The 21,672-nt window shown below is 63.0% G+C and carries 16 protein-coding genes and 1 pseudogene; 4 read left to right on the top strand and 13 right to left on the bottom strand.

Annotation, left to right across the window (positions count from 1 at the left end; all coding sequences use genetic code 11):
- Positions 1-39 precede the first annotated feature (39 nt).
- The 10 genes and pseudogenes from NFV80_RS06335 to rsmB all read right to left on the bottom strand — a co-directional run bounded on the left by NFV80_RS06335 (position 40) and on the right by rsmB (position 14,794).
- Entirely contained in the window at positions 40-1,269 is a 1,230-nt protein-coding gene (locus NFV80_RS06335) for a hypothetical protein (RefSeq protein WP_295327148.1), read from the bottom strand.
- A gap of 58 nt (positions 1,270-1,327) precedes the next feature.
- On the bottom strand, positions 1,328-2,836 hold the full coding sequence (locus NFV80_RS06340) for an exopolyphosphatase (RefSeq protein WP_295327151.1): 1,509 nt from the start codon (positions 2,834-2,836) through the stop codon (positions 1,328-1,330).
- Positions 2,837-3,166: 330 nt separating this feature from the next.
- Complete coding sequence (locus tag NFV80_RS06345; RefSeq protein ID WP_295327155.1) at positions 3,167-5,182, bottom strand: primosomal protein N'; 2,016 nt, start codon at positions 5,180-5,182, stop codon at positions 3,167-3,169.
- 332 nt (positions 5,183-5,514) lie between these two features.
- On the bottom strand, positions 5,515-6,591 hold the full coding sequence (gene hemE, locus NFV80_RS06350; RefSeq protein WP_295327158.1) for a uroporphyrinogen decarboxylase: 1,077 nt from the start codon (positions 6,589-6,591) through the stop codon (positions 5,515-5,517).
- Between the two features lie 54 nt (positions 6,592-6,645).
- Positions 6,646-8,100, bottom strand: a pseudogene (locus NFV80_RS06355) (potassium transporter TrkG).
- Positions 8,101-8,109: 9 nt separating this feature from the next.
- Entirely contained in the window at positions 8,110-9,540 is a 1,431-nt protein-coding gene (gene trkA, locus NFV80_RS06360; RefSeq protein WP_295327161.1) for a Trk system potassium transporter TrkA, read from the bottom strand.
- Between the two features lie 41 nt (positions 9,541-9,581).
- A complete protein-coding gene (locus tag NFV80_RS06365) occupies positions 9,582-10,844 on the bottom strand; it encodes a response regulator (protein WP_295327164.1) in 1,263 nt (420 codons plus the stop codon).
- Positions 10,845-10,846: 2 nt separating this feature from the next.
- A complete protein-coding gene (locus tag NFV80_RS06370; protein ID WP_295327167.1) occupies positions 10,847-13,000 on the bottom strand; it encodes an ATP-binding protein in 2,154 nt (717 codons plus the stop codon).
- Positions 12,997-13,608 (bottom strand): DUF4390 domain-containing protein, encoded by a 612-nt coding sequence (locus tag NFV80_RS06375; protein WP_295327170.1) that lies wholly within the window; start codon positions 13,606-13,608, stop codon positions 12,997-12,999. Before NFV80_RS06375 ends, NFV80_RS06370 begins: the two co-directional genes overlap by 4 nt.
- Positions 13,583-14,794, bottom strand: coding sequence for a 16S rRNA (cytosine(967)-C(5))-methyltransferase RsmB (gene rsmB, locus NFV80_RS06380; protein ID WP_295327173.1), 1,212 nt, complete (start codon positions 14,792-14,794; stop codon positions 13,583-13,585). Before rsmB ends, NFV80_RS06375 begins: the two co-directional genes overlap by 26 nt.
- Before the next feature lie 245 nt (positions 14,795-15,039).
- On the opposite strand from rsmB, the gene NFV80_RS06385 reads away from it, so the two are divergent.
- Together NFV80_RS06385 and NFV80_RS06390 are read left to right on the top strand one after the other, a co-directional pair.
- Positions 15,040-15,939, top strand: a complete 900-nt coding sequence (locus NFV80_RS06385) for a cation diffusion facilitator family transporter (protein WP_295327176.1) — start codon at positions 15,040-15,042, stop codon at positions 15,937-15,939.
- A gap of 3 nt (positions 15,940-15,942) precedes the next feature.
- Positions 15,943-16,866, top strand: coding sequence for a S1/P1 nuclease (locus tag NFV80_RS06390; RefSeq protein WP_295327178.1), 924 nt, complete (start codon positions 15,943-15,945; stop codon positions 16,864-16,866).
- A 57-nt stretch (positions 16,867-16,923) separates the two neighbouring features.
- On the opposite strand, the gene htpX is transcribed toward NFV80_RS06390, so the two are convergent.
- The 3 genes from htpX to def all read right to left on the bottom strand — a co-directional run bounded on the left by htpX (position 16,924) and on the right by def (position 19,261).
- Positions 16,924-17,772: a zinc metalloprotease HtpX gene (gene htpX, locus NFV80_RS06395; protein WP_295327180.1), complete on the bottom strand. Its 849-nt coding sequence runs from the start codon at positions 17,770-17,772 to the stop codon at positions 16,924-16,926.
- 62 nt (positions 17,773-17,834) lie between these two features.
- Positions 17,835-18,761 (bottom strand): methionyl-tRNA formyltransferase, encoded by a 927-nt coding sequence (fmt, locus tag NFV80_RS06400; protein ID WP_295327182.1) that lies wholly within the window; start codon positions 18,759-18,761, stop codon positions 17,835-17,837.
- A complete protein-coding gene (def, locus tag NFV80_RS06405; protein ID WP_295327194.1) occupies positions 18,758-19,261 on the bottom strand; it encodes a peptide deformylase in 504 nt (167 codons plus the stop codon). Before def ends, fmt begins: the two co-directional genes overlap by 4 nt.
- 185 nt (positions 19,262-19,446) lie before the next feature.
- Between def and NFV80_RS06410 the strand changes: the two genes are divergently transcribed.
- Together NFV80_RS06410 and dprA are read left to right on the top strand one after the other, a co-directional pair.
- Entirely contained in the window at positions 19,447-20,460 is a 1,014-nt protein-coding gene (locus NFV80_RS06410) for a LysM domain-containing protein (protein WP_295327184.1), read from the top strand.
- Between the two features lie 3 nt (positions 20,461-20,463).
- Positions 20,464-21,552 (top strand): DNA-processing protein DprA, encoded by a 1,089-nt coding sequence (gene dprA, locus NFV80_RS06415; RefSeq protein ID WP_295327186.1) that lies wholly within the window; start codon positions 20,464-20,466, stop codon positions 21,550-21,552.
- Positions 21,553-21,672: the final 120 nt, after the last annotated feature.

Raw genomic sequence — 21,672 nt, forward strand, 5'->3', positions numbered from 1 at the left:
TCGCGCTGAGCGACGGAGGCCGCGCCGCGACGACAGCGTTCAGCGGTAAAGGGGCAGGGCAGCCAGACGACGTTCGACCTCGTCCGTCAGTTCGCGATAGGCCCGGCTGTCCATCCCGCCAAAGCGCCGCGCGAACTCGGACTCCGAGAGGGACTCGGGGAGGCCGTCGAACGAGCCGACAAGATCGCCGTCGCTCAGTGGCTCCGCGAGAGCTGTGTACAGTCGAGGCGACGCTCCGATCACCAGCTCGCCAAAGCGTGTCCCGGCGCGGTCGGCAGCGAGGTCGGCAAACGAGAAGCCACTGCCACCGCGCGAGTCTTCGATTTCCTTGTACAAGCCGATCGCATCCGCAGCCGGTTCGCCGACCCAGGCAGCAAGTGCCGCTGAAATCCCGAAATGCTGGGCGCTGTCGTAGCGGCCGCGCAGAGTCAGTTTCACACGGCGTGGCCGTGGCCAGCTGTTCGCTTCCGGTAGGAGGTTCGCGAGACTGGCTTCTGCCAGATAGGTCGCCAGAACGAACAGGGCCGCACGCCCCTCCGCCGGCGTCGGATTACCGGAATTTGCGAGCAGGGGCGCGAGAATCCTGCCCAGCGGCACCGCGACGCGTGGGGTATAGTGATCGAGCAGAACGGCCAGTTCGGTCTGTGCCCGCTGCATGCGGTGGATGTCCTCAGAGGTGAACGCCACCGCCCGGGCGTTATCGAGCAAGCCCGGTTCCCACACGTAGGTCAGCTCGACGCTGGCGAGTTCCGGCGCGAAAACCAGCCGGCGAATTGCCTGTCTGGCCGCTTGCCACTGCGGCGCATATCCGCTCGATCTGATGGTCGAGGCGATCAGCAGTTCGGCCAACGCCGGCGGGATTCGGAGACGACCGATCGATGCCCGGAGCACCCGTGGTTCGCCAGCCATCGCCTGGACGACGACGGTGAGGTTGACGTAGCACGGCAGAGGAACGCTCTCGATCGGCACTGTGACGCGCACTTCGGCAGCATTTTCGCCCAGCTGGAACTCGCCCCGTCCGCGCCAGCGGCGGCTTGCGAGGTGATCGATCAGCGTATCGACCAGAGTTGCCGGGATCGAGGCCGTGCGCTCTTCTCCGCGGCGGAGCCGACGCGGATCGTTGCTGGTCAGCAATCGTCTGGCTTCGGCCACCGAATCCGGCAAAATGGCTTCGCCACGACGGACGAGCGGCGAAGATTCGCAGACGGCCAGTAGCACGACTGCCGTCATCAGCACCGGCAACAAGGCGAGCCAGACGAGGCAACGCATCAGCGCAACGGACCTCGTCGGCGCCCACCGCCCCCCGCCAACGCGGCCCGGCCTCTGCTCAAACAGCCGGCACAGGGCTGCCGACGCGCAGCTCGAAACCCGCCCTGCGCAGCAGACGGGCCTCGATCTGCAGGTCGGCACGGGTCAGTGGATGTTCGGCCAGCCACCCCTCGGGAAAAGTGAGATGCACCCGTTGCCGATCCGCGCGCAGGTTGATCGGAGGCAGCGGCTCGTTGCTGCGCCCGCGGTGCAGCACCACCGCCAGGCGCAGCAGGACGCATAGACGACGCGCGGGTCGGGCCAAGTCCTTGGGCAAATCGGCAAAAGCATCGGCGGGAAAGGACCGCCGGTGGCGCCTGACCAGTGCGGAAAGCAGTTGCTGATCGTTGCGCGAGTAGCCCGGCAGATCGGAGTGCGCCAGCACGTAGGCGCCGTGTTTGTGGTACTGGTCGTGCGTCAGCAGGAGGCCTATTTCGTGCAGGCGTGCCGCACGTTCGAGCACATGGCGCATCTCCTTCCCCGCCAGCCCCCAACTCACGCGCGCCTGGCGCAAGAGATCGAGTGCCACGGCGCTTACCCTGCCAGCCTGCGCCTCGTCAAGACCGAAACGACGGGTAACGTCGGCAATCGTCCGGTCGCGCACATCTTCGTGCCGAATGCGGCCGAGCAGATCATAGATCAGACCTTCGCGCAGGGCTCCCTCGGAAACTTCCATGCGCTCGACGTTGAGCGCCTCGCACAGGCCATGCAGCACCACGAAACCACCGACAAAGACGCGCGCCCGGGCTGGTTCGAGCTGCCAACGGCTGGCAACTCCCGCGGTGTCACGCACCTCGAGCAGCGCCGCCCGCAGGCGCCGCAATCCGTCGAGAGTGATCTCCTCGCGACTCCAGCCCTCGCCGACGATGACATCCTGGATCGCCTTGATCGATCCCGATGCGCCGGTGGCGACTTGCCAGCCACGGGCCAGGTAGGCCTCGCGAACCGGTTCGAGATTGAGCTGGACCAGCAATTCAGCCTCGCGCAGGCCGTTCGCAGTGATCCGGCCGTCGTCAAAGCAGCCACGGGTCATGCTGACGCATCCCATGCGCAGGCTCGCCAGGTGCACCGGGTCGAACTGTTCGCCAATGATCAGTTCGGTGCTGCCACCGCCGATATCGACCACCAGCCGCTGGCCGGCAACGTCGCCGACGCTGTGCGCAACTCCGAGGTAGATCAGGCGCGCCTCTTCCTGACCGCTGACGATTTCCACCCGGTGCCCGAGGAGTTGCTCGGCTCGAGCAACGAATTCGGCACTGTTGCGTGCCTGCCGCAAAGTATTGGTACCGACGATACGCAGACGGGCAGGCGGAATGTGGCGCAGTCGCTGGCCAAAACGCGCGAGGCAGTCGAGTGCCCGTTGTTGCGATTCAGCCGACAGCCGGTGATGGCTGTCGAGACCCGCGGCGAGCTGAACCATTTCGCGCAGGCGGTCGAGAATCTGCACGTGCCCGTTGGCGATGCGGGCAACGATCATGTGAAAGCTGTTCGAACCGAGGTCGATCGCCGCGACAAAATCCGAAGACATTTGAGAATTCCTCGATAGGGTTGAGTACGCTGCGAGCTCCTTGCCAGCCGTCGCCAGGTCATGCCGTCGGACGCCGCCCAACGGTCGTGATGGCGCCGGGAGGGAGCCTCGCCTTCCTTCCTGCCGGCCGGCACTGTTGCGGCAAGCACGAGGCAGCTCTCCCGGCGCCCGCAATCTTCGCCCCGATACTGCCCGCGTGCCGTGAAATGCCGCACGGTCGGCAACATGGTGGTCGGCAACGGGAGTATATCGCTGCGCTCGACACCCCGCTCGGCCCCGTGCCGGGCGGAAAGCCATGTCCATTGCCTGTGCTGGCGGATGAACCGCAGTTCAGAATTCGAGCGGGTCGACCTCGAGGTGCCAGCGCAGTCGCGAGGGAGCCCGCACCGCTTCCAGCCAGACCACCCAGGACGTGAGAAAACGTTGCAAGGCGCGCCGCGACGGCGACTCGATCAGCAGTTGTGCCCGTTCCAGGCTTGCTCTGCGGGACAGTCGCATCGGCACGGGATCGTAACAGCTTACCGCCGGTTCGGCCAGCGAGGGCGGAAAAGCTCTCGCTGCAGCGAGAAAGGTCAGCGCATCCTCCATGCGGCCGGCCTCGGCGCGCAGCATCGCCTGAAACGCGTACGGCGGGAAGCCGGCCTGGCGGCGTTCCGCGAGCTGAGCGGTGGCAAACGCCTGATAATCTTGTCGAAGCAGCGCAGCGTACAGCGGGTGCTCGGGAAACTGTGTTTGCAGCAGGACCTCGCCCGGCCGCTCGGCACGACCTGCGCGACCAGCCACCTGCATGAGTTGGGCAAAGAGTCGTTCCGGCGCGCGCCAGTCGGCGGCGACCAGCGCGGCATCGGGAGCAACGGCAGCGACCAGCGTGAGCCGGGGGAAGTCGTGGCCCTTCGCGAGCATCTGCGTACCAACGAGGATTTGAGCCTCGCCGCTCTCGATTCTGGCCTGCAGCGCTTCCCACTGTTTGTGGTTGCTCGCCGAATCGCGATCGGCACGGACGATACATGCCTGCGGGAAGTGCTCGGCGAGACTCGCCTCGAGCCGTTGCGTGCCACGCCCGAATGTGGCGAGGTCCTGATTGCCGCAGGTGGGACAGCGCCTGGGAACACCCGCCGCAAATCCGCAATGGTGACAGCGCAGGCAGTGGTCAGCGAGATGCACGACCAGATTGGCCGCGCAGCGCTGGCAGGACGACGTCCAGCCGCAGGCAACACAGGCGAGAACGTGCGCGTAGCCGCGACGGTTGAGAAAAACGAGGCTTTGCTCGGCGCGTGCCAAGCGCTGCTCGATGGCTGCGAGCACGGCGGCAGAGAGTCCGTCCCGTGGCCGGTCTACACGCGTGTCGATGCAGCGCACAAGCGGCAGTCGGGCACCCACGAACGCGCGCTCGCGTAGCGACAACAATTGGTAGCGCCCACCACCTGACCGCTGGGCGTTCGCCCAGCTCTCCAGAGAGGGGGTGGCCGATCCGAGAATGATCGGGAGCTCACCATCGCGAGCGCGGAAGACCGCCAGGTCGCGCGCCGAATAGCGGATGCCGTCCTGCTGCTTGAACGACGCATCGTGCTCTTCATCGACGATGATCAGGCCGAGTTCCGGCAGGGGGGCGAATACTGCCAGCCGGGTGCCAAGAACGATGCGCGCTTCGCCGGTCAGCGCCGCCCGCCAGTTGCGCGCGCGAGCTGCCTCGCCAAGTCCGCTGTGCAGACTGACCGGTCGGGCTGATGCGAATCGCGCCAGGACGCGCGCTTCCAGCTGTGGCGTCAGGTTGATTTCGGGCACCAGAAGCAGCGATTGCTGCCCACTCGCCAGGGCACGTTCGATCAGGCGGAGATAGACCTCGGTCTTGCCGCTACCGGTGACACCGTGCAGCAGATAGGCACGGAATCCCGTTCCGCCACTGGCGATCGCCTGCAGCGATGCCTCCTGCTCGCCCGTCAGCACGGGCACCTGCTCGGTCCGCCCGGTCGCCGGTACCTGCCGTCGTCGCGTTGGCTTTCTTGGCATCGGGGTGCGCAGTCCTGCCGGCAACGTGGACAGCATTACCTGTCCAAGCGGGACGTGATAATAGGCGGCACAGAATTCGGTCAGGCGAAACCAGGAGGCAGGCAGGGGCGGCAGATCGCGCAAGACGTCACCGAGAGTCTTGAGCTGCGCCGGCGCAAGCTCTGTGTCCGCCAGCACATCGACGAGGACACCAATCTTTTGCTGCTGGGCAAAAGGGACCCGTACACGATAGCCGATGTCCTGCCGTGTCAGCGATTCGCCTTCGGGAATCCGGTAGTCGAAGAGACGGCGAAGTGGCAGGTCGAGAGCGACGCGAGCAATCTGCAGGAGGGCCATCCGGGCAAGAGTCGATTATTCCTTTTGAATGGAGGTCGCCCAGTTAGCGGCAAGAGCTCGTGCTACTTCTGGTTATGAGAGCTAAGGCATTCACTCGTTTCGGCTTTTCCAGTCATACACATTTCTGTGGATAAATCTGTGGATGAGTCTGCCTGAAAACGTCGCAAAGCCCCATGTCGCAAGGGTTTCCGGCAATTGCCGAAAAAATAGGCGCCACAAAACTTGTATAAAAATCAATGTATTGCAATTACCTTGCTGATTTACAAGGGACTTCCGTTGGCGCGCGAAAATGAGGGTCGTTTCTGTGAATAAGTCAAGAGCCGGAGGCCAATTTATGCGCTCTTGCCGCGTTGCAGGCGGCTGTGGCTGTGCACTGCGTCCACCAGTGCGGCCACGTGCTCCGGCGGCGTAAACTGCGAGATGCCGTGACCCAGATTGAACACGTGGCCGCTATCGTGCAAGCCGTAGCTATCCAGCACCTTTCCCGCCTCACAAGCGATCCGTTCGGGCGATGCGAAAAGCACCGCGGGGTCGAGGTTGCCTTGCAGGGCGACGCGATGACCGACGCGCCTGCGAGCTTCCCCGATGTCGATCGTCCAGTCGAGGCCGATCGCATCACAGCCGACATCGGCGATCGCTTCCAGCCACAGTCCCCCGCCTTTGGTGAACACGATCGATGGCACACGCTCACCGGATCGCTCGCGGATCAGCCCGTCGACGATGCGTCGCAGATAGGCAAGCGAGAACTCCTGATACGCTGCGGCCGAAAGCGAACCACCCCAGGAATCAAAGATCATCACCGCCTGGGCCCCGGATTCGATCTGCGCGTTGAGATAGGCACTCACCGCGTCGGAGGTTACCGACAGGATATGGTGGAGCAGGTCTGGCCGGTCATAGAGCATGCTCTTGATGCGGCGGTAATCGCCGCTCGCTCCGCCTTCGACCATGTAGCACGCAAGCGTGTAGGGACTGCCGGAAAAGCCGATCAAGGGCACCGAGTTGTTCAGCGCCCGCCTGATCTCGGCGACGGCGTCCGTCACATAGCGCAGGTGATCCCAGGGGTCTGGTGCGGTCAAATCGCGAATTGCCCATTCCTCGCGCAATGGACGCTCGAAGCGCGGTCCCTCTCCGTCGGTGAAATACAGCCCCAGGCCCATCGCGTCGGGAATGGTAAGGATGTCGGAAAAAAGGATCGCCGCATCCAGATCATAGCGGGCAAGCGGCTGCAGGGTCACTTCGCAGGCCAGAGCGGGAACCTTGCACAACTGCAGGAAACTGCCGGCACGTCGGCGCGTTTCACAATACTCTGGCAAATATCGCCCCGCCTGCCGCATCAACCAGATCGGGGTGTAAGCGGTGGGCTCCTTGAGCAGTGCGCGCAGGAAGCTGTCATTGCAGGGTCGGGTCACCTTGGGCTCCGCCGCGAAAGGTAGCGTAATGTGGCGATTATCCGCTCTTCTGCGCTACTTGCGCCAGAACGCCGGGGTGATTACCACGAACAGCGTGAAGATCTCCAGGCGGCCAAGGAGCATGGCGATGGTGCACACCCAGGTTTGAAAATCCGTCAAGCTGCCAAAATTGGCTGCCGGACCCACCCGCCCCAGCCCTGGTCCCATATTGTTGATGCTGGCGACGACCGCCGAAAAGGCAGTAATCGTATCGACTCCGGAAAACGAAAGGGCAAGCGTCATCGAGACGATGCACAGCATGTAAATATAGGCGAAGGCGAGTACCGCGAACAGGATATTGGCCGGGATCACTTCACCGGCAACCTTCACCGGATGCACGGCGTTCGGGTGCATGGCGCGGATCAGCTCCCGATAGACCAGCTTATAGAGTACGATGGCGCGGATCATCTTGATCCCTCCACCGGTCGACCCGGCGCAGCTGACGAAACACGACAGAAACAGCATCCACAAGGGTGCGAACGGCGGCCAGAGCGAATAGTCGGTGTTCGCGTAGCCGGTGGTGGTGGCGATCGAAACGAGGTTGAAAGCCGCGTAGCGCAGTGCCTCGGAAAAGGACGGATAGACGTCGTGCGCGTAAAGAAAGAGGGCGATGCCAATCGAGCTGCCGACGGTCACCAGCAGAAACCATCCCGCCTCGGGATCGGTGACATAGGGACGCAGCGAGCGGCCCGAGAGGGCGAGGTAATGGGTGGCGAAGTTGCAACCGGCGATCAGCATGAAGACGATGCTGACCGCTTCGATCGCCGGCGAATTGAAGTACCCAAAGCTGTCATCGTGGCTGGAAAAGCCACCCAGGCCCATGGTGCTGAACATGTGCATGATGGCATCGAGCCAAGTCATTCCGGCCCAGTGATAACCCAGCGTACAGCAGATCGAAATCAGAATATAGACCAACCACAATCCCTTGGCCGCTTCGGCCATCCGCGGAGTCATCTTCGCATCCTTCATCGGCCCCGGCGCTTCGGCCTTGAACATCTGTCGGCCACCGACCCCCAGGGCTGGCAAGATCGCCACGGCGAGCACGACTAGACCCATGCCTCCCAGCCAGATCAACTGTCAGCGCCAGAAGTTGATCGAAACCGGAAAGTCGTCGAGCCCCTCGAAAACCGTCGCACCGCTTGTCGTCAGCCCGGAAACGGCTTCGAAATAGGCGTCGGTGAAACTGGCGTCGAGCTGTATCATCAGCGGTAGCCCAGCATAGACCGGCAACACCGTCCACACCAGAGCGACCATCAGGAACCCATCGCGGATCGTCAGATCGCGCGTCTCCTTGCGCGACACATACCATAGCCCTACGCCGGTGCCAACCGTAAGCAACACTGCTTCGTCGAAGGCACTCTCGGCGCCATCATGCAAGGTCCACGACAGTGCCTCCGGAACCAGCATGGTCAGGCCAAACATCACCATGACCAAGGACAAGACCCGAATTACCGGGTAATAGCTCCGCATGGCGACTCCTCAGACGAAATGGAAGCCGAAGGAGAAGAGCTTCTCGACCTCTTTCACGACCTTCTTGTCGACGCAGAAGACGAGGACGTGGTCTTCCGGCTCGATTACCGCATCCTTGTGCGCGATGAGCACCGGACCGATACGTTTCTGCCGCGCCAACGCCGGCGGAGAGGTACCGCCATGCCTTTCGCCATCGCGCATGATTGCAGCGATGAAAGCGCCATTGATTACCGGCAGATCACGGATTCGCCGACCAATCACCTTCGAATTCTTTTCGTCACCGTGCGCGACGATCTCGAACGCTTCGGCAGCACCGTGACGTAGACTGTGTACCTGCGCCACGTCGCCGCGGCGTACGTACGTGAGCAAGGCGCTGATCGACAGCTGCGCCGGGGAAATCGCGATGTCGATGGGGCCGCCCTGAACCAGCTCCGCGTAGGCGCGGCGGTTGATCAGTGCCACCACGCGTTGGCAACCCATGCGCTTGGCCAGCGTGGCAGCCATGATATTGTCCTCATCGCGGTTGGTCAGCGCGAAGAAGAGATCCATCGACTCGATCGACTCCTGGGTCAAAACGTTCTGATCGGTGGTGTCCCCGCGGAGCACCAGTACGGACTTGAGCGAATCTGCAACCAATTCGGCACGACGCTGATCGAGCTCGACGAGCTTGACCTCGCACTTGCTTTCGAGTGCCCGCGCCAGGCGCAGGCCTACGTTGCCCGCACCGGCGATCATCACCCGTCGCACAGGCTCGATCGAACGTCGCAATTCGCGCATGACGATGCGGATGTGCTCTTCGGCCGCCAGCGCGAAAACCTCGTCACCATGGTTGATCACCGTCTCGCCAGTGGGCAGGATCGCCATATCACGACGATAGATCGCGGCGATCCGCCCATCGACGCCGGCTGGCAAATCGCTTCCCATCTGCTTGATCCGACGCCCGATCAGATTGCCCCCGGATTGTGCGCGGACGCCCACCAGAGCCAGACGCCCGCCGCCAAAGGTGAGAACCTGCAGCGCTTCCGGGAAATCCACCAGGCGCGCAAGGTGCTCGGTAATGATCTGCTCCGGGCAGAGCGCGTAATCGACTGCGAAGTTCTCCTTCGCCAACAGCTTCTCGTTGTCCTGAAAATCCATGGCACGCAACCTGGCGATTCGCGTCGGAACGTTGAACAGGCTCTGGGCAACCTTGCACGCAACAAGATTGGTCTGATCGCTGCGAGTCACCGCGATCATCAGATCAGCGTCGTTGAGCCCGGCATTGGCCAATACCGACGGATGAGCCGCGTTTCCCGCGACCGTCTGCAGGTCGAGGCGATCCTGCAAGTGCGCCAGACGCTCCTGGTCCCGATCAACGACAGTGATGTCATAGTTTTCGGCGACCAAATTTTCTGCGAGGTTGCCTCCCACCTGCCCCGCGCCAAGAATGACGATTCGCATCTTTCGTGATCTCCCCCCGATGGCCGGCAGGACGCGAAGCCTTACTCCCGTTCGTCGCCGCGTCGGCCGATGTTCAATCCGAGCTGCTTCAATTTGCGATAGAGGTGCGTGCGCTCGAGGCCCGTCTTCTCCGCCAGACGGGTCATGCTACCGCGATCGCCGGCAAGATGGTACTCGAAGTACAGTTTCTCGAACGCCTCCCGCGCCTCGCGCAGGGGTTGATCGAAAAAAGTGGCCGGCAGCGGCGACTGCACAGCGGTTTGCTCGACCTCCGTCTGCAGGATGCGGGCCACATCGTCCGCGCTGATTTCTTCGTCGAGTGCGGAGAGCGCGAGATTCTTCACGGTGGTCAACAGTTCCGCCCATTCGCCGCGCCAACGATGCAGGCGCAGCGCATTCTGCGCGCTGCTCGAAAAGCGTCGCAAGGGAACCTCGCCGCGTTCTGCGAGATGCGCCAACAGCAATGAAGCGATTTCGGGAACGTCGTCAGCATGTCCCGAAATCTGTGGCAGCGCCACCCAGACTTCACCGAGGCGATTGACCAGCAGCGCATCCCAGCCGGCATCGATGAGTGCCGGCAGGGGACGAGTAGACGCAGCCACCAGTTGCAGATGGTATCTTTCCAGGCGTTCGAGCGCGAAGACAAGATTCATCTGTTGCAGCTTCCCGAGTTGCGCGAGGTCGGAGACAAAGACGATGCCGCCGCTTGCGTTTTGCAGCATTTCCTGCGTCAGCGGCGCGCTCGACGCCGACAGATCGAGCCACGGAGTGCGGTGTGTCTGCAGCGTTCGTGCGCATATTTCGGCGATACCGCCGGACGCACTCTTGAGCAGCAGCACCGACGTTTTCGCCGCAGCCTGCTCCAGACGCCTCTTGAGATCCTTGAGCAGCGGCGAGTGTGAAAAAGCTTCGAGCGTCAAGGGCTTTTTCTGCAATACCGTTTCGTGCTTGAGCGCCTTCTTGACGGTGACCAGGAGTTTTTGCAGGGCGATCGGCTTCTCGAGAAAATCGGTTGCCCCGATGCGCGTCGCTTCGACCGCCGAGTCGATCGTTCCGTGCCCGGACATCATCACCACCGGCATGGTCAGCAGACCACTCGCGGACCACTCCTTGAGGAGAGAGATACCGTCGGTATCCGGCATCCAGATGTCGAGCAGAACCAGGTCCGGCCGCTTTTCGGTGCGAAGCCGACGCGCCGTCGCAGCATTCTCGGCCAGCCACACCGAGTGACCTTCGTCGGCAAGGATCTCGGAAAGCAATTCTCGGATACCCATTTCGTCATCGACGATCAGTATTTGCGCCATGGTCAGGCCTCGGAAGAAAGATGGCTCGCGCGTCGCCTCGGTGCAGGCTGGGAAGCCAAGGGTAGCAGGATGCTGACCTCGGCGCCGACCGGCTGCCGGTTGTTGATTCTGACGCGGCCGTGATGTTCGTCGACGATCTTCTTGACGATCGCCAGCCCGAGACCGGTGCCGCGTACCTTCGTGGTCACATAGGGCTCGAAGACACGGGCGATGATTTCGGCGGGAAAGCCCGGTCCGCGATCGCCGACCGTCATTTCGGCCATGTTCTCGCTACATCGCGTGCAAATCGATATGTATGGCGAGTCTGCGGCTTCCTGCGCATCTTCGGCATTGCGCAGCAGATTGTGGATGATCTGCCGTAACTGGGTCGTGTCACCCCAGACCGGTGGCAAATTGGCAGCCAGCTGCGGTTCGATCGTTGCCCGCGAAGTTTCGTAGAGACCGAGCACTTCACCAACGAGTGCATTGAGGTCGACCGCAGCCAGATTGGGAGCCGGCATGCGCGCGTAGTCGCTGAAATCGTTCACCATGTGTTTCATCGCCTGCACTTGCGTGATGATCGTTTGCGTCGATCGAGCCAGCATTTCGGCGTCGGCACCGGCGAGTCGATCGGCAAGTTTCATCTGCAAGCGCTCCGCGGAAAGCTGTATGGGTGTCAGCGGGTTCTTGATCTCGTGCGCCAGGCGCCGCGCCACTTCGCCCCAGGCCGCACTGCGCTGCGCGGCGACAAGCCGCGTCACGTCGTCGAAAACCACCACGTAGCCACCGTGCGAGCCCGCGGGCAACTGGCTGCCACGCAGCAGGAGGATCTGCGGCAGCCCACCGGGGTGATCCAGCTCGATCTGCTCCTGCCATTCCATGCGATCGCTTTCGGCGAAAGCGTCGCAGATGGTCTGTCCGAGCACCTGCTGGCGTGGCCAGGCGGCCGCCACCTCACCGAGCAATCCCGTGAAATCGTCGGCAAGAATGGTCAGCGCGCCGTTGTTGACCGTTCGCAGCACAAAGCGGTGATCAAACACAAGTACCCCGGCCGACAGATTGGCGAGGATCGATTCGAGGTAGGCACGTGCCGCCTCGAGCTCGGCCCGGTGACGCTCGTTGTCACGTCGCGCTTCATCGAGCTGGCTGGTCATCTGCTTGAACGAGCGGGTGAGGACGCCCAGTTCATCGCGACTGTAGACCGCCTGCCTTGGCGTGTAATCGCCCGCGGCCACGGCTTGCGTTCCCTCGGCGAGGATCGACAGCGGCGCCGACAGACGGCGCGCCAACACGAAGGCCAGCGCGATTGCCGCAAACAGGGCAAGCAGCACGGTCAGCGTGAGGGTCATCGCATAGATTCTGGTCAAGCCTTCACGGCCAAGCGAGAGCTCCTGATAGTCGGCATACACGGTCTGCACGCTGTCGGCGTTGACTGCGAGCGTACTGGGCACCGGCTCGGTGAGCTGCAGAATGCGGGGTTCGGTACCGAGTCCGGAGGGCAGGACAGTGACCAGGACACGCAAGGTCAGATCCCTTTCGCCACTGCTTTCGATGACTGCGTATCTGTGCTCGCTGCGCGCCCGACGCAATTGCTCGGCGGTCGGCTGCGCAGGGAGCAGCGTCGCCAACTCGCCTGTGGCCGTAGCCAGCAGCTCGCCGGAGTTCGAGAACAGCGCCGCCGATTGCACACCGTTCTGTTCGCGCAAGCGATTGAGTTCGAGCCGTCGCTGCGCCTCGCTGCGCTCGCCAAGCTCCAGCGCCATGGTCTGCCCCTTGGCCGCCAGATCCTCGAGCAGGGAATCGAGCGCGCTGCGGCCGAGATTGAGGCCGGCCTCAAGCGCCTTCTCGACGCGGACGTCGAACCACGTTTCGATACTCTTGGTGACGAACTGCACGGAAACCGCGTAGATCAACACTCCAGGAACGACCGCCATCAGGCCGAACATGAGCATCAGACGCAGCTTGAGGCGCGAACCGAAGACCTGTGCCCGATGTTCCCGCCACATGACATGCAGTTGCCACGCGATGAGTGCCAGCAATGATACGGCCACCCCCGCGTTCAGGCCGAGCAGCCACGGGTAGTGACGGGCAAACAAGGCAGTATTGGCGCTTGCCGAGGCAAGCAGGAAGAGCAGGATGCCGCCGAACGAAGCGGCCGCGACGACCAGCGCTTTCATTTCGCCTCGCTCGTGGCGACCCCCGGTGGCATCACCGCGGTGACCGTCTCGACCGGCGTGAAATTCCAGCGCGCCCAGTCGGAGGAGAGGTTCCAGTCGCGGTTAGCCAAGGCATTCACCTGAAAGGTTTTCGGCATCTGCGTCAGGTCAAGGCGCATGCGCACACCGGCCAGGTACGTCTGATCGGACTTCACCGAGCCCTTGTCGAGGACCTGCCAGTTGCGCAACCGCGACAGGATGCGCTGCGCATCGTCGAGCGTCGGAAAGCTCTGATGCAGCGCGCCACTCGACAGGCGATATTGTCGTGTCAGCGCGTGGTAGGAGAGCTGAAAAGTCTGACTGCGGCTGATTACCTGTTCGTCCAGCCAGTACCAGCGCGAACGGGTCAGTTCGAAGTCCACGACAAAATAGAGCGTGATGCCCTTGGCGATCGCCTCCTCGAGGCGAGCGTTGAAATTGATGTTGAAGTCGGCGGACAGCGTGTAGCCCTCTTCGCTCGGCGAAAGGGCCGGATTGCGTACGCTGATGTCGGATGCGTGCCCGCTCGGCGACGCCGACACGAGCAACGCGAAGAGCAAGAAGCTAAGCAGCTTTCCGTAGCAGCGCATAGAAGAATCCGTCATGTTCTTCCCGGGGCAGGAGGCTTTCTTCAGCCAGCCGCCTGGCCAGGGGCTGGCGAACGAGAAAGGCGTCGATCTGCGCACCGTTCTCTTCCGGGAAAAGCGAACAGGTCGCGTAGAGCAACTTGCCGCCCGCTTTCAACAGCGGCCAGAGGCGATCGAGAATCTCCGCCTGCGTGCGCACGAAATTTCGAACGTCGCTCTCCCGGCGCAGATACTTGAGGTCGGGATGGCGACGCACAACGCCGGAAGCGGAGCATGGCACGTCCGCGAGAATAGCATCGAAAGGACGCCCATCCCACCACTGGCCGGGGTTTCGGCAGTCGGCCACCTGGACCGTCGCTGTCAGGCGAAGTCGCCGCAGGTTGTCCTCGACAAGCTGCGCTCGCGCCCGGTCGATATCGATCGCCAGCAAGTCTACATCGGCGAGTTCCAGAAGGTGGCTGGTCTTGCCACCTGGTGCGGCGCAGGCGTCGAGGATCCGCTGCCCTGTCTGCGGCGCCAGGAGTTGCGCGGCGCGCTGGGCACCGGCATCCTGGACGGACACCAGTCCTTCGCGGAAGCCTGGCAGCGAATCGACGGGCACGGCTCTCTCCACGAGCAGCGCATCGCGCCCAACCCGCCGCGCCGGCAAGCCGGCTTCCTGCAAGAGTGCCAGGTAGTCGGTCACCAGCGCACGGCGCCGATTGACGCGGACGGTCAGCGGTGGCGGGCCATTGCCAGTCACAACGATGTCCTGCCAACGGTCCGGATAGGCACGACGCAGGCGGCCCAGCCACCAGCGCGGATGTTGTTGTGCGGCTTCATCGTCAGCAGCGAGCAGGGAATGCAAACCGTCGCGTTGCCGCAGGTAGTTGCGCAAAACCCCGTTTACCAGTCGCTTGAATGCGCCGGCAGCGTATCCCCCGGCCGCGGCGACCGCCTGATCGACGACGACGTGCACAGACTCGGGACGTGTCTGCAAGCGATAGAGCGCTCCCAGCAGCAGCGCTTCCACTTCCGGATGCGGCAGGGCTCGCTCGAGTAGTTGCCCCAGGATGAATTCCCCGGCAGCGTAACGACGCAGGGTACCGTAGGCAATGTCCTGTGCCGCGGCACGCGCCGCTGGCGGTGCCGCATGCAACACCGCCAGCGCTTGCGTGAGACTCTTCCCGGCCCGCACTGCGGCGATCACGCGTGCGCCCAGTAGCAGACTGAGGGCCAGTGAATCCGGCGGCAGTCCAGACGCGATTTCTGTTGAGTGGATGGTTTCCGGCGATTCCTGCGCAGCGGGCGCAGCCTTGCGTGGACGGGGGACACGCACAGGCGGGGAGTGGGGCGAAAAAGCCAAAGTCTGGGTTCGTTGCAATGGACGGTCCGACGAGTTTAGCACGATGCCCGAGGCTGGCGGGTTCGTCGCCAGCGAAGGATAATGGAACGATGAGTCTGGACTCGCCAAAATCCTACGCCTGGCTTTCGATCGCCACCGCCCTGGCGACGATCGCGCTGAAGGGGATCGCGTGGTTGATCACGGGCTCGGTCGGCCTGCTATCGGACGCACTGGAATCGGTCGTCAATCTCGCCGGCGCGGCGATGGCCCTGGCGATGCTGACGATAGCGGAACGTCCGGCTGACGCAGGGCACACTTTCGGACACGGCAAGGCCGAGTATTTCTCGAGCGGTTTCGAAGGACTGCTGATCCTGCTGGCGGCCGTCGCCATCGCCGTCGCCGCGATCGAGCGACTGGTCTTCCCGAAGGAACTCGAACAGATCGGATACGGCCTGCTCGTGTCGGTAGCCGCCTCGCTGATCAATCTCGTCGTCGCCCGCATTCTCCTGTTCGCCGGGCGTCGACACCGGTCGATTACGCTGGAAGCGGATGCCCACCATCTCCTGACGGATGTCTGGACGTCGCTGGGGGTAATTCTTGGCGTCGGCGGAGTCGCCGTCACCGGTTGGTTGTGGCTGGACCCGGTATTGGCGCTGCTGGTTGCCACCAACATCGTCTGGGTCGCCTGGCAGTTGCTGCGGCGCTCGACCGCCGGCCTGATGGACAGCAGCCTGCCCGCCGATCAGTATGCGAAGGTGATCGCCGTTCTCGATCGCTATCGTGCCTTGGGCATCGACTACCACGCCTTGCGCACACGCGAAGCCGGGGCACGCCGCTTCATTTCGCTGCACGTACTTGTACCCGGTGCGTGGACGATCGCGGAGAGCCATCGAATGGCGGAAGACCTCGAACGCGAGATACGTGACGCGCTGCCACACGCATCGGTATTCACCCACCTCGAACCGATCGAAGACCCCACTTCGCTGGACGACATTGCACTGGATCGCTAGGCGATGAGCTGGGCGAGTTGCAGACGAGCTTTCTGGCTGGCATTTCTGTCGATCCTGCCGCCTTCGGCGATCGCCTGGAACGCCGCCGGGCATCGGATCAGCGCGATAATTGCCTGGCAATGCATGGATTTTGCCACAAGGAATGGCGTCGCCCTCGTCTTGCGCCAACATCCGGACTTCGAGCGCTGGCAGGCGCATGGCAATGGCTCGGATCCCGACCTGACTGCATTTGTCGAAGCGTCCACTTGGCCGGACGACATTCGCCACGACCAGCGCTTCTACACCGCCGGCGTCGACGAGCCCACACCAACGGTGGCAGGCTTTCCCGACATGGAAAGACGCCTTGCCTGGCATTACGTCGATCGCCCGCTGACCCTGGTCGAGAATCGGCATCCGTCACCTGGAAGACTCGATCAGGAGCTGGAAAAATTGGCGGCGACGATTGCCGACCGTGACGCGAATTCAGGAGAGCGGGCTTATGCCCTGCCCTGGTTGATCCATCTGGTTGGTGACGCACATCAACCCCTGCACGTGGGCAGCCGTTACGGAGCGGATGGTCAGGGCGACGGTGGTGGCAACCGATTGCTCGTGAACAGCCCTTTTCCATCGCGCTACGCCTCCCTGAGTCTGCATCGCTACTGGGACGACCTCCCAGGACCGCCATGGTTGCGCGGCAGTCGGCTGGAAAACGCGGCGAAGGCGCTGATGGCCCGCTACCCGCCACCGGTTCCAACGGGGACACCTCCGCAGTGGCTCGATGAAAGCTGGCAGCTTGCCGGTCAACATGGCTACCCGCCAGGGATGGACGAGACGCCGACGATCGATTTCGACTACTACGAAATTACGCTGGCGATCGCCAACCGTCGTGTCGCTGAAGCCGGCTATCGACTGGCCAAGCTACTGCAGGAGCTCTGCCGCGACCATTGAGGTTCGCGACACGAACTCGACGCGTGTTCCACGTGGAACACGCGCTTCCCCGTTTTCCTAAGCGCGAGCCAGCGAGCGCAGGCGCGCAACGCGCTCCTCGGTGGGCGGATGGGTGCTGAACAGACCGGCGATGCCACTGCCGGAAAGTGGATTGATGATCATCATTTGCGCTGTCTCCGGGTGCGCCTCCGCGGGCGCCATTGGAACGCCGCGAGCGTAGGCGTCGATCCTCGTCAAGGCGTCCGCAAGCGCGTTCGGATCGCCGCAAATTTCGGCGCCACCCCGGTCCGCTTCGAATTCGCGCGCCCGCGAGATTGCCATCTGAATCAGCGACGCGGCGAGCGGAGCCAGCAACGCCACCATCACTCCCGCCAGCGGATTGCTGGGGCGTCCCTCCGAATCGCGGCCCCCAAAAAACACCGCAAAGTTCGCAAGCGCCGAGATGGCGCCGGCCATCGTCGCCGAAATGGTCGAAATCAGGATGTCACGATGCCGTACGTGCGCCAGTTCGTGCGCCATTACTCCGCGGATCTCGCGCGCCGGCAGAAGCTGCAATATCCCCGTCGTTGCCGCGACTGCTGCGTGCTCCGGATTACGACCGGTAGCAAAGGCATTCGGCTGCGCTTCGTCGATCAGGTACACCTTCGGCATGGGAAGTCCGGCGCGCTGCACGAGCTCCCGAATCATCGCGTAGAACTGCGGTGCCGAGCCCTCGTCGACCTCGCGCGCGCTGTACATTTTCAGCACCATGCTGTCGGAAAACCAGTAGGCGAAGACATTCATCGCACCACCGAAGAGCAGTGCCAACAACATTCCCGACTTCCCGCCGACGAGCGCACCCACTGCGCCAAACAGTGCCAGGATCGCCGCCATCAGCATCGAAGTTTTCAGCCAGTTGCCGAGCATTTTCCTTTCCTTTGCAAACATAGCCCCCCACGCTCCGCTACATGGGGCAGCGGTGCAGCATTTCAAGCCGCTATCGATGCGCAGCGAGTGCCCACGCGAATCGCGTTGCCCGCCAGGAATTGTGCCGCCGGGAGGCGTCGACCGCCGGCTTTCTGCAATTCGGCAAGACGCAGCGCTTCGCTACCGCAGGCGACAACTACGCCGTTCTTGCCAACCGCTAGAACGCTCCCAGGCGAACCATTGCCGGCAACCACTTCGGCACGCCAGACCTTCAGCGGACCGCCATCGACAACGCAGGAAGCTCCAGGAAACGGATCAAAAGCCCGTACCTGCCGCTCCAGGTGCACCGCCGGCAAGCGCCAATCGAGAGCCGCCTCCGCCTTGCCGATCTTTGGCGCGTAGGTGATTCCGCTCTCCGCCTGTGGCTGCGCCACCATCGGCAAGCGTGCCAGCACGTCGACGATCAGACCGGCGCCCTGCACTGCAAGTCGGTCGTGCAGCGACGAAGCGGTGTCGTTGTCGGCAATGGGTTGCTTCGCCGAAAGCAGCACGGGACCACTGTCGAGCCCGACATCCATCTGCATGATGCAGATTCCCGTCTGCGTGTCGCCGGCGAGAATTGCCCTCTGGATGGGTGCCGCGCCGCGCCAGCGGGGCAGCAGCGACGCGTGGATGTTGATGCAGCCAAAGCGCGGCAGATCAAGCACCGCCTGCGGCAGGATCAGGCCGTACGCGGCAACGACGATAGCCTCGGCGCCGGCGAGTCGCAAGCGCTCCTGTACACCGACATCGCGCAAGGTCACCGGTTGCAGAACCTCGATCGCCATCTCGCCGGCTATCTGCTTGACCGGCGAAGGCCGCAACGCCATGCCTCGCCCGGACGCGCGATCCGGCTGCGTCAGCACCAGTACCACCTCGTGGCCGGCAGCCACGATCGCCCGCAGGGCATGCGCGGCGAATTCCGGTGTCCCGGCAAAAGCCAGCCTCATGCGGTGATGCGCGCCTGTTTGGCGAGTTTGTTCCTGATGCGCACCTGTTTCAACTGCGACAGGTGCTCGACGAAAACACGCCCCTGCAAGTGGTCGATTTCGTGTTGCAGACAGACTGCGAGCAGGCCCGTCGCCTCGATGGTCTGCACCCTGCTCTCCAGATCGACATAACGGACGAGAACGCGCTCCGCGCGTTCGACCCGGTCATAAACGCCGGGCACCGACAAGCATCCCTCCTCTCTGATCTGTGCCCCATCGCTTTCGATGATCTCCGGATTGATCAGCGTGAGCAGTTGATCCCTGGCTTCCGAAGGGTCGATGACGACGACCCGCTTATGTACATCCACCTGAGTAGCCGCGAGGCCGATTCCCGGCGCCTCGTACATCGTTTCGGCCATGTCCCGAGCGAGGCGGCGGATGTTGTCGTCTATCTCCTCCACGGCGACGGCAACCTTCCTCAGACGCGGATCGGGAAAACGGAGGATGGGTAATAGAGACATATAAGGCTTGATCGAAGTGGTAACTACGTGCAAGATCCGAGGCGTTTTCCTGGCCATGCCGACGTCGTTGATGCGGTGCGCGACGACCGTGGCAGGAGACCCGCTCAACCGGGGACATGGGACAGAAATCTCGAACGGGAGTTCCCCACCCCCGCGTGTGCGACCGCTCGTATGAGGATAACACGATGATTCGGTTTCTGTCCGCGTTCCTTCTCGTCTTGGCCAGTGCCGTCTGCGTCGCCGGGCAAGAGCTGGAGTTGGCCGAAGGTGCGCCGACCCGTCATGTCGTGCTGCCGGGTGACACGCTTTGGGGAATCTCCGCAAAGTTTCTCAAGGAACCCTGGCGCTGGCCCGAGGTTTGGCGAATGAACCGTGACGAGATCAGGAACCCGAACCGCATCTTCCCCGGCGACGTGATCGTGCTCGAACGGGATTCCTATGGCAAGCCGAGGCTGCGTTTGGAACGCGTCCGGCTGCGCCCCGAAATCTATGCTGTTACGATCGACGAGGCGATTCCCGCGATTCCCCCGAACGTCATTCGACCATTTCTATCTGAACCGCTGATCGTCGAGGCGGGCAGCCTCGACAGTGCGGCGCGCATCGTCGCCACTCAGCAGGATCGGGTCTATCTCGGCAACGGTGACATTGCGTACGTCGCCGACGCCGACCCGTCCAAACTGGATTGGCAGCTCTATCGGAACGGCAGACCCCTGCGCGATCCCGAAAGCAACGAAGTCCTCGGTTACGAAGCCTTTTATCTCGGCACCGCACGCCAGCTCGAGGCGGGCAACCCGGCAACCTTCCTGGTCGTCACCATGAAGCAGGAAATCGGTCGCGGCGATCGCCTGCTGCCGGCGACGCGTCCTCCGCTGATCGCGTATGTGCCGCACAAACCGGACTTCCCGGTCGATGGCCGTGTGATCTCGGTTTACGGTGGTGTCGACGCAGCCGGACGCGGGTCGATCGTCACCATCAACCGTGGCGTTCGGGATGGCATCGAAATCGGCCATGTTCTCGCTTTGGAACGTAATCGCGTCGTAAGCGAGCGCAACGAAAGCGATGCCAAGGTGATGCTGACGATTCCGCCTGAAAGAATTGGTCTGCTGTTCGTCTTTCGCACGTTCGAGCGTCTTTCGTATGGCTTGGTCGTACAAGCGACGGGCACGGTTGACATCAACGACTTCGTCCGTACGCCGTAGACGATGGAGCCGGCCGAGTCGCTGGCGGACTGGCTGCGACTGACGCTGATCCCGGGAGTGGGCGGCAGTACGCAGCGCAAGCTGTTGACCGCTTTCGGACTCCCCTCTGCAATCTTCTCCGCCGATCGCAACGCGCTGGGCAGCGTCGTCGGCGACCAGACTGCCGATCGCCTGCTGGACACCGATAATCGCAATGCCGTCAAAAACGCACTGGCGTGGTCCGAAATGCCGCATCACTGGCTGCTATGTCTGGCCGACGCCGAGTATCCGCAGGACTTGCTGCAGACTCCGGATCCGCCGTTGCTGATTTACGTGCGCGGTCACCTGGCTGCGCTCAACGGCAAAGCCCTGGCGATCGTCGGCAGCCGTAATCCGACGCCGCAGGGAGTTCACAACTCCGAACAGTTCGCCGCCGCCCTCAGCAAGGCCGGCATGACGATCGCCAGCGGACTCGCTCTGGGCATCGACGCAGCGGCGCATCGCGGTGCACTGGTGTCTGAGGGGAGCACTGTCGCCTTCGTGGGCACCGGCATCGACCGCATCTATCCGGCAGCGAATCGACAACTCGCGTTTGAAATCGCTGACAAAGGCGCAATCGTTTCCGAGTTTCCGCTCGGAACGCCGCCCGCCGCCGCCAACTTTCCGCGCCGGAACCGGTTGATCGCCGGCTTTTCCCGCGGTACGCTGGTCGTGGAGGCAACGATCGAGAGCGGTTCGCTGATTACCGCACGCTTCTCTGCCGAACAGGGACGCGAAGTTTTTGCCATCCCCGGCTCGATACATTCACCGCAGTCGCGCGGCTGCCATCGCTTGATCAAGCAAGGTGCCAAACTGGTCGAAACCGTCGAAGACGTTCTCGAGGAACTGAGCTGGGCGACACGCCCCTCGGCACCTGCAGCGGACGCGAACGGTACCCCCGAAAGTCATGCTCTCCTCCCGAGCATCGGTTACGACCCCTGTGCCATCGACGAGATCGCCAGTCGCAGCGGCCTGACCGCTGACGTCGTCTCGGCGACACTGCTGCAACTGGAGTTGGCCGGTCTCGTCGCGAGCCTGCCGGGCGGCCGCTATCAACGCATTCCGCCCATCTGACCGACTCGACCCGAGGCGAGGGTGCCGCTCGTCGCCCGTCGCTGACTCTCGCACACTCGCGAAAGCGATTGCTCGCGTCGCCAGGAAGAGTTTCCTTGCTCTCACGAGTCCGCAAAGCTT

Source organism: Accumulibacter sp. (assembly GCF_023806565.1).
Lineage (GTDB): Bacteria > Pseudomonadota > Gammaproteobacteria > Burkholderiales > Rhodocyclaceae > Accumulibacter.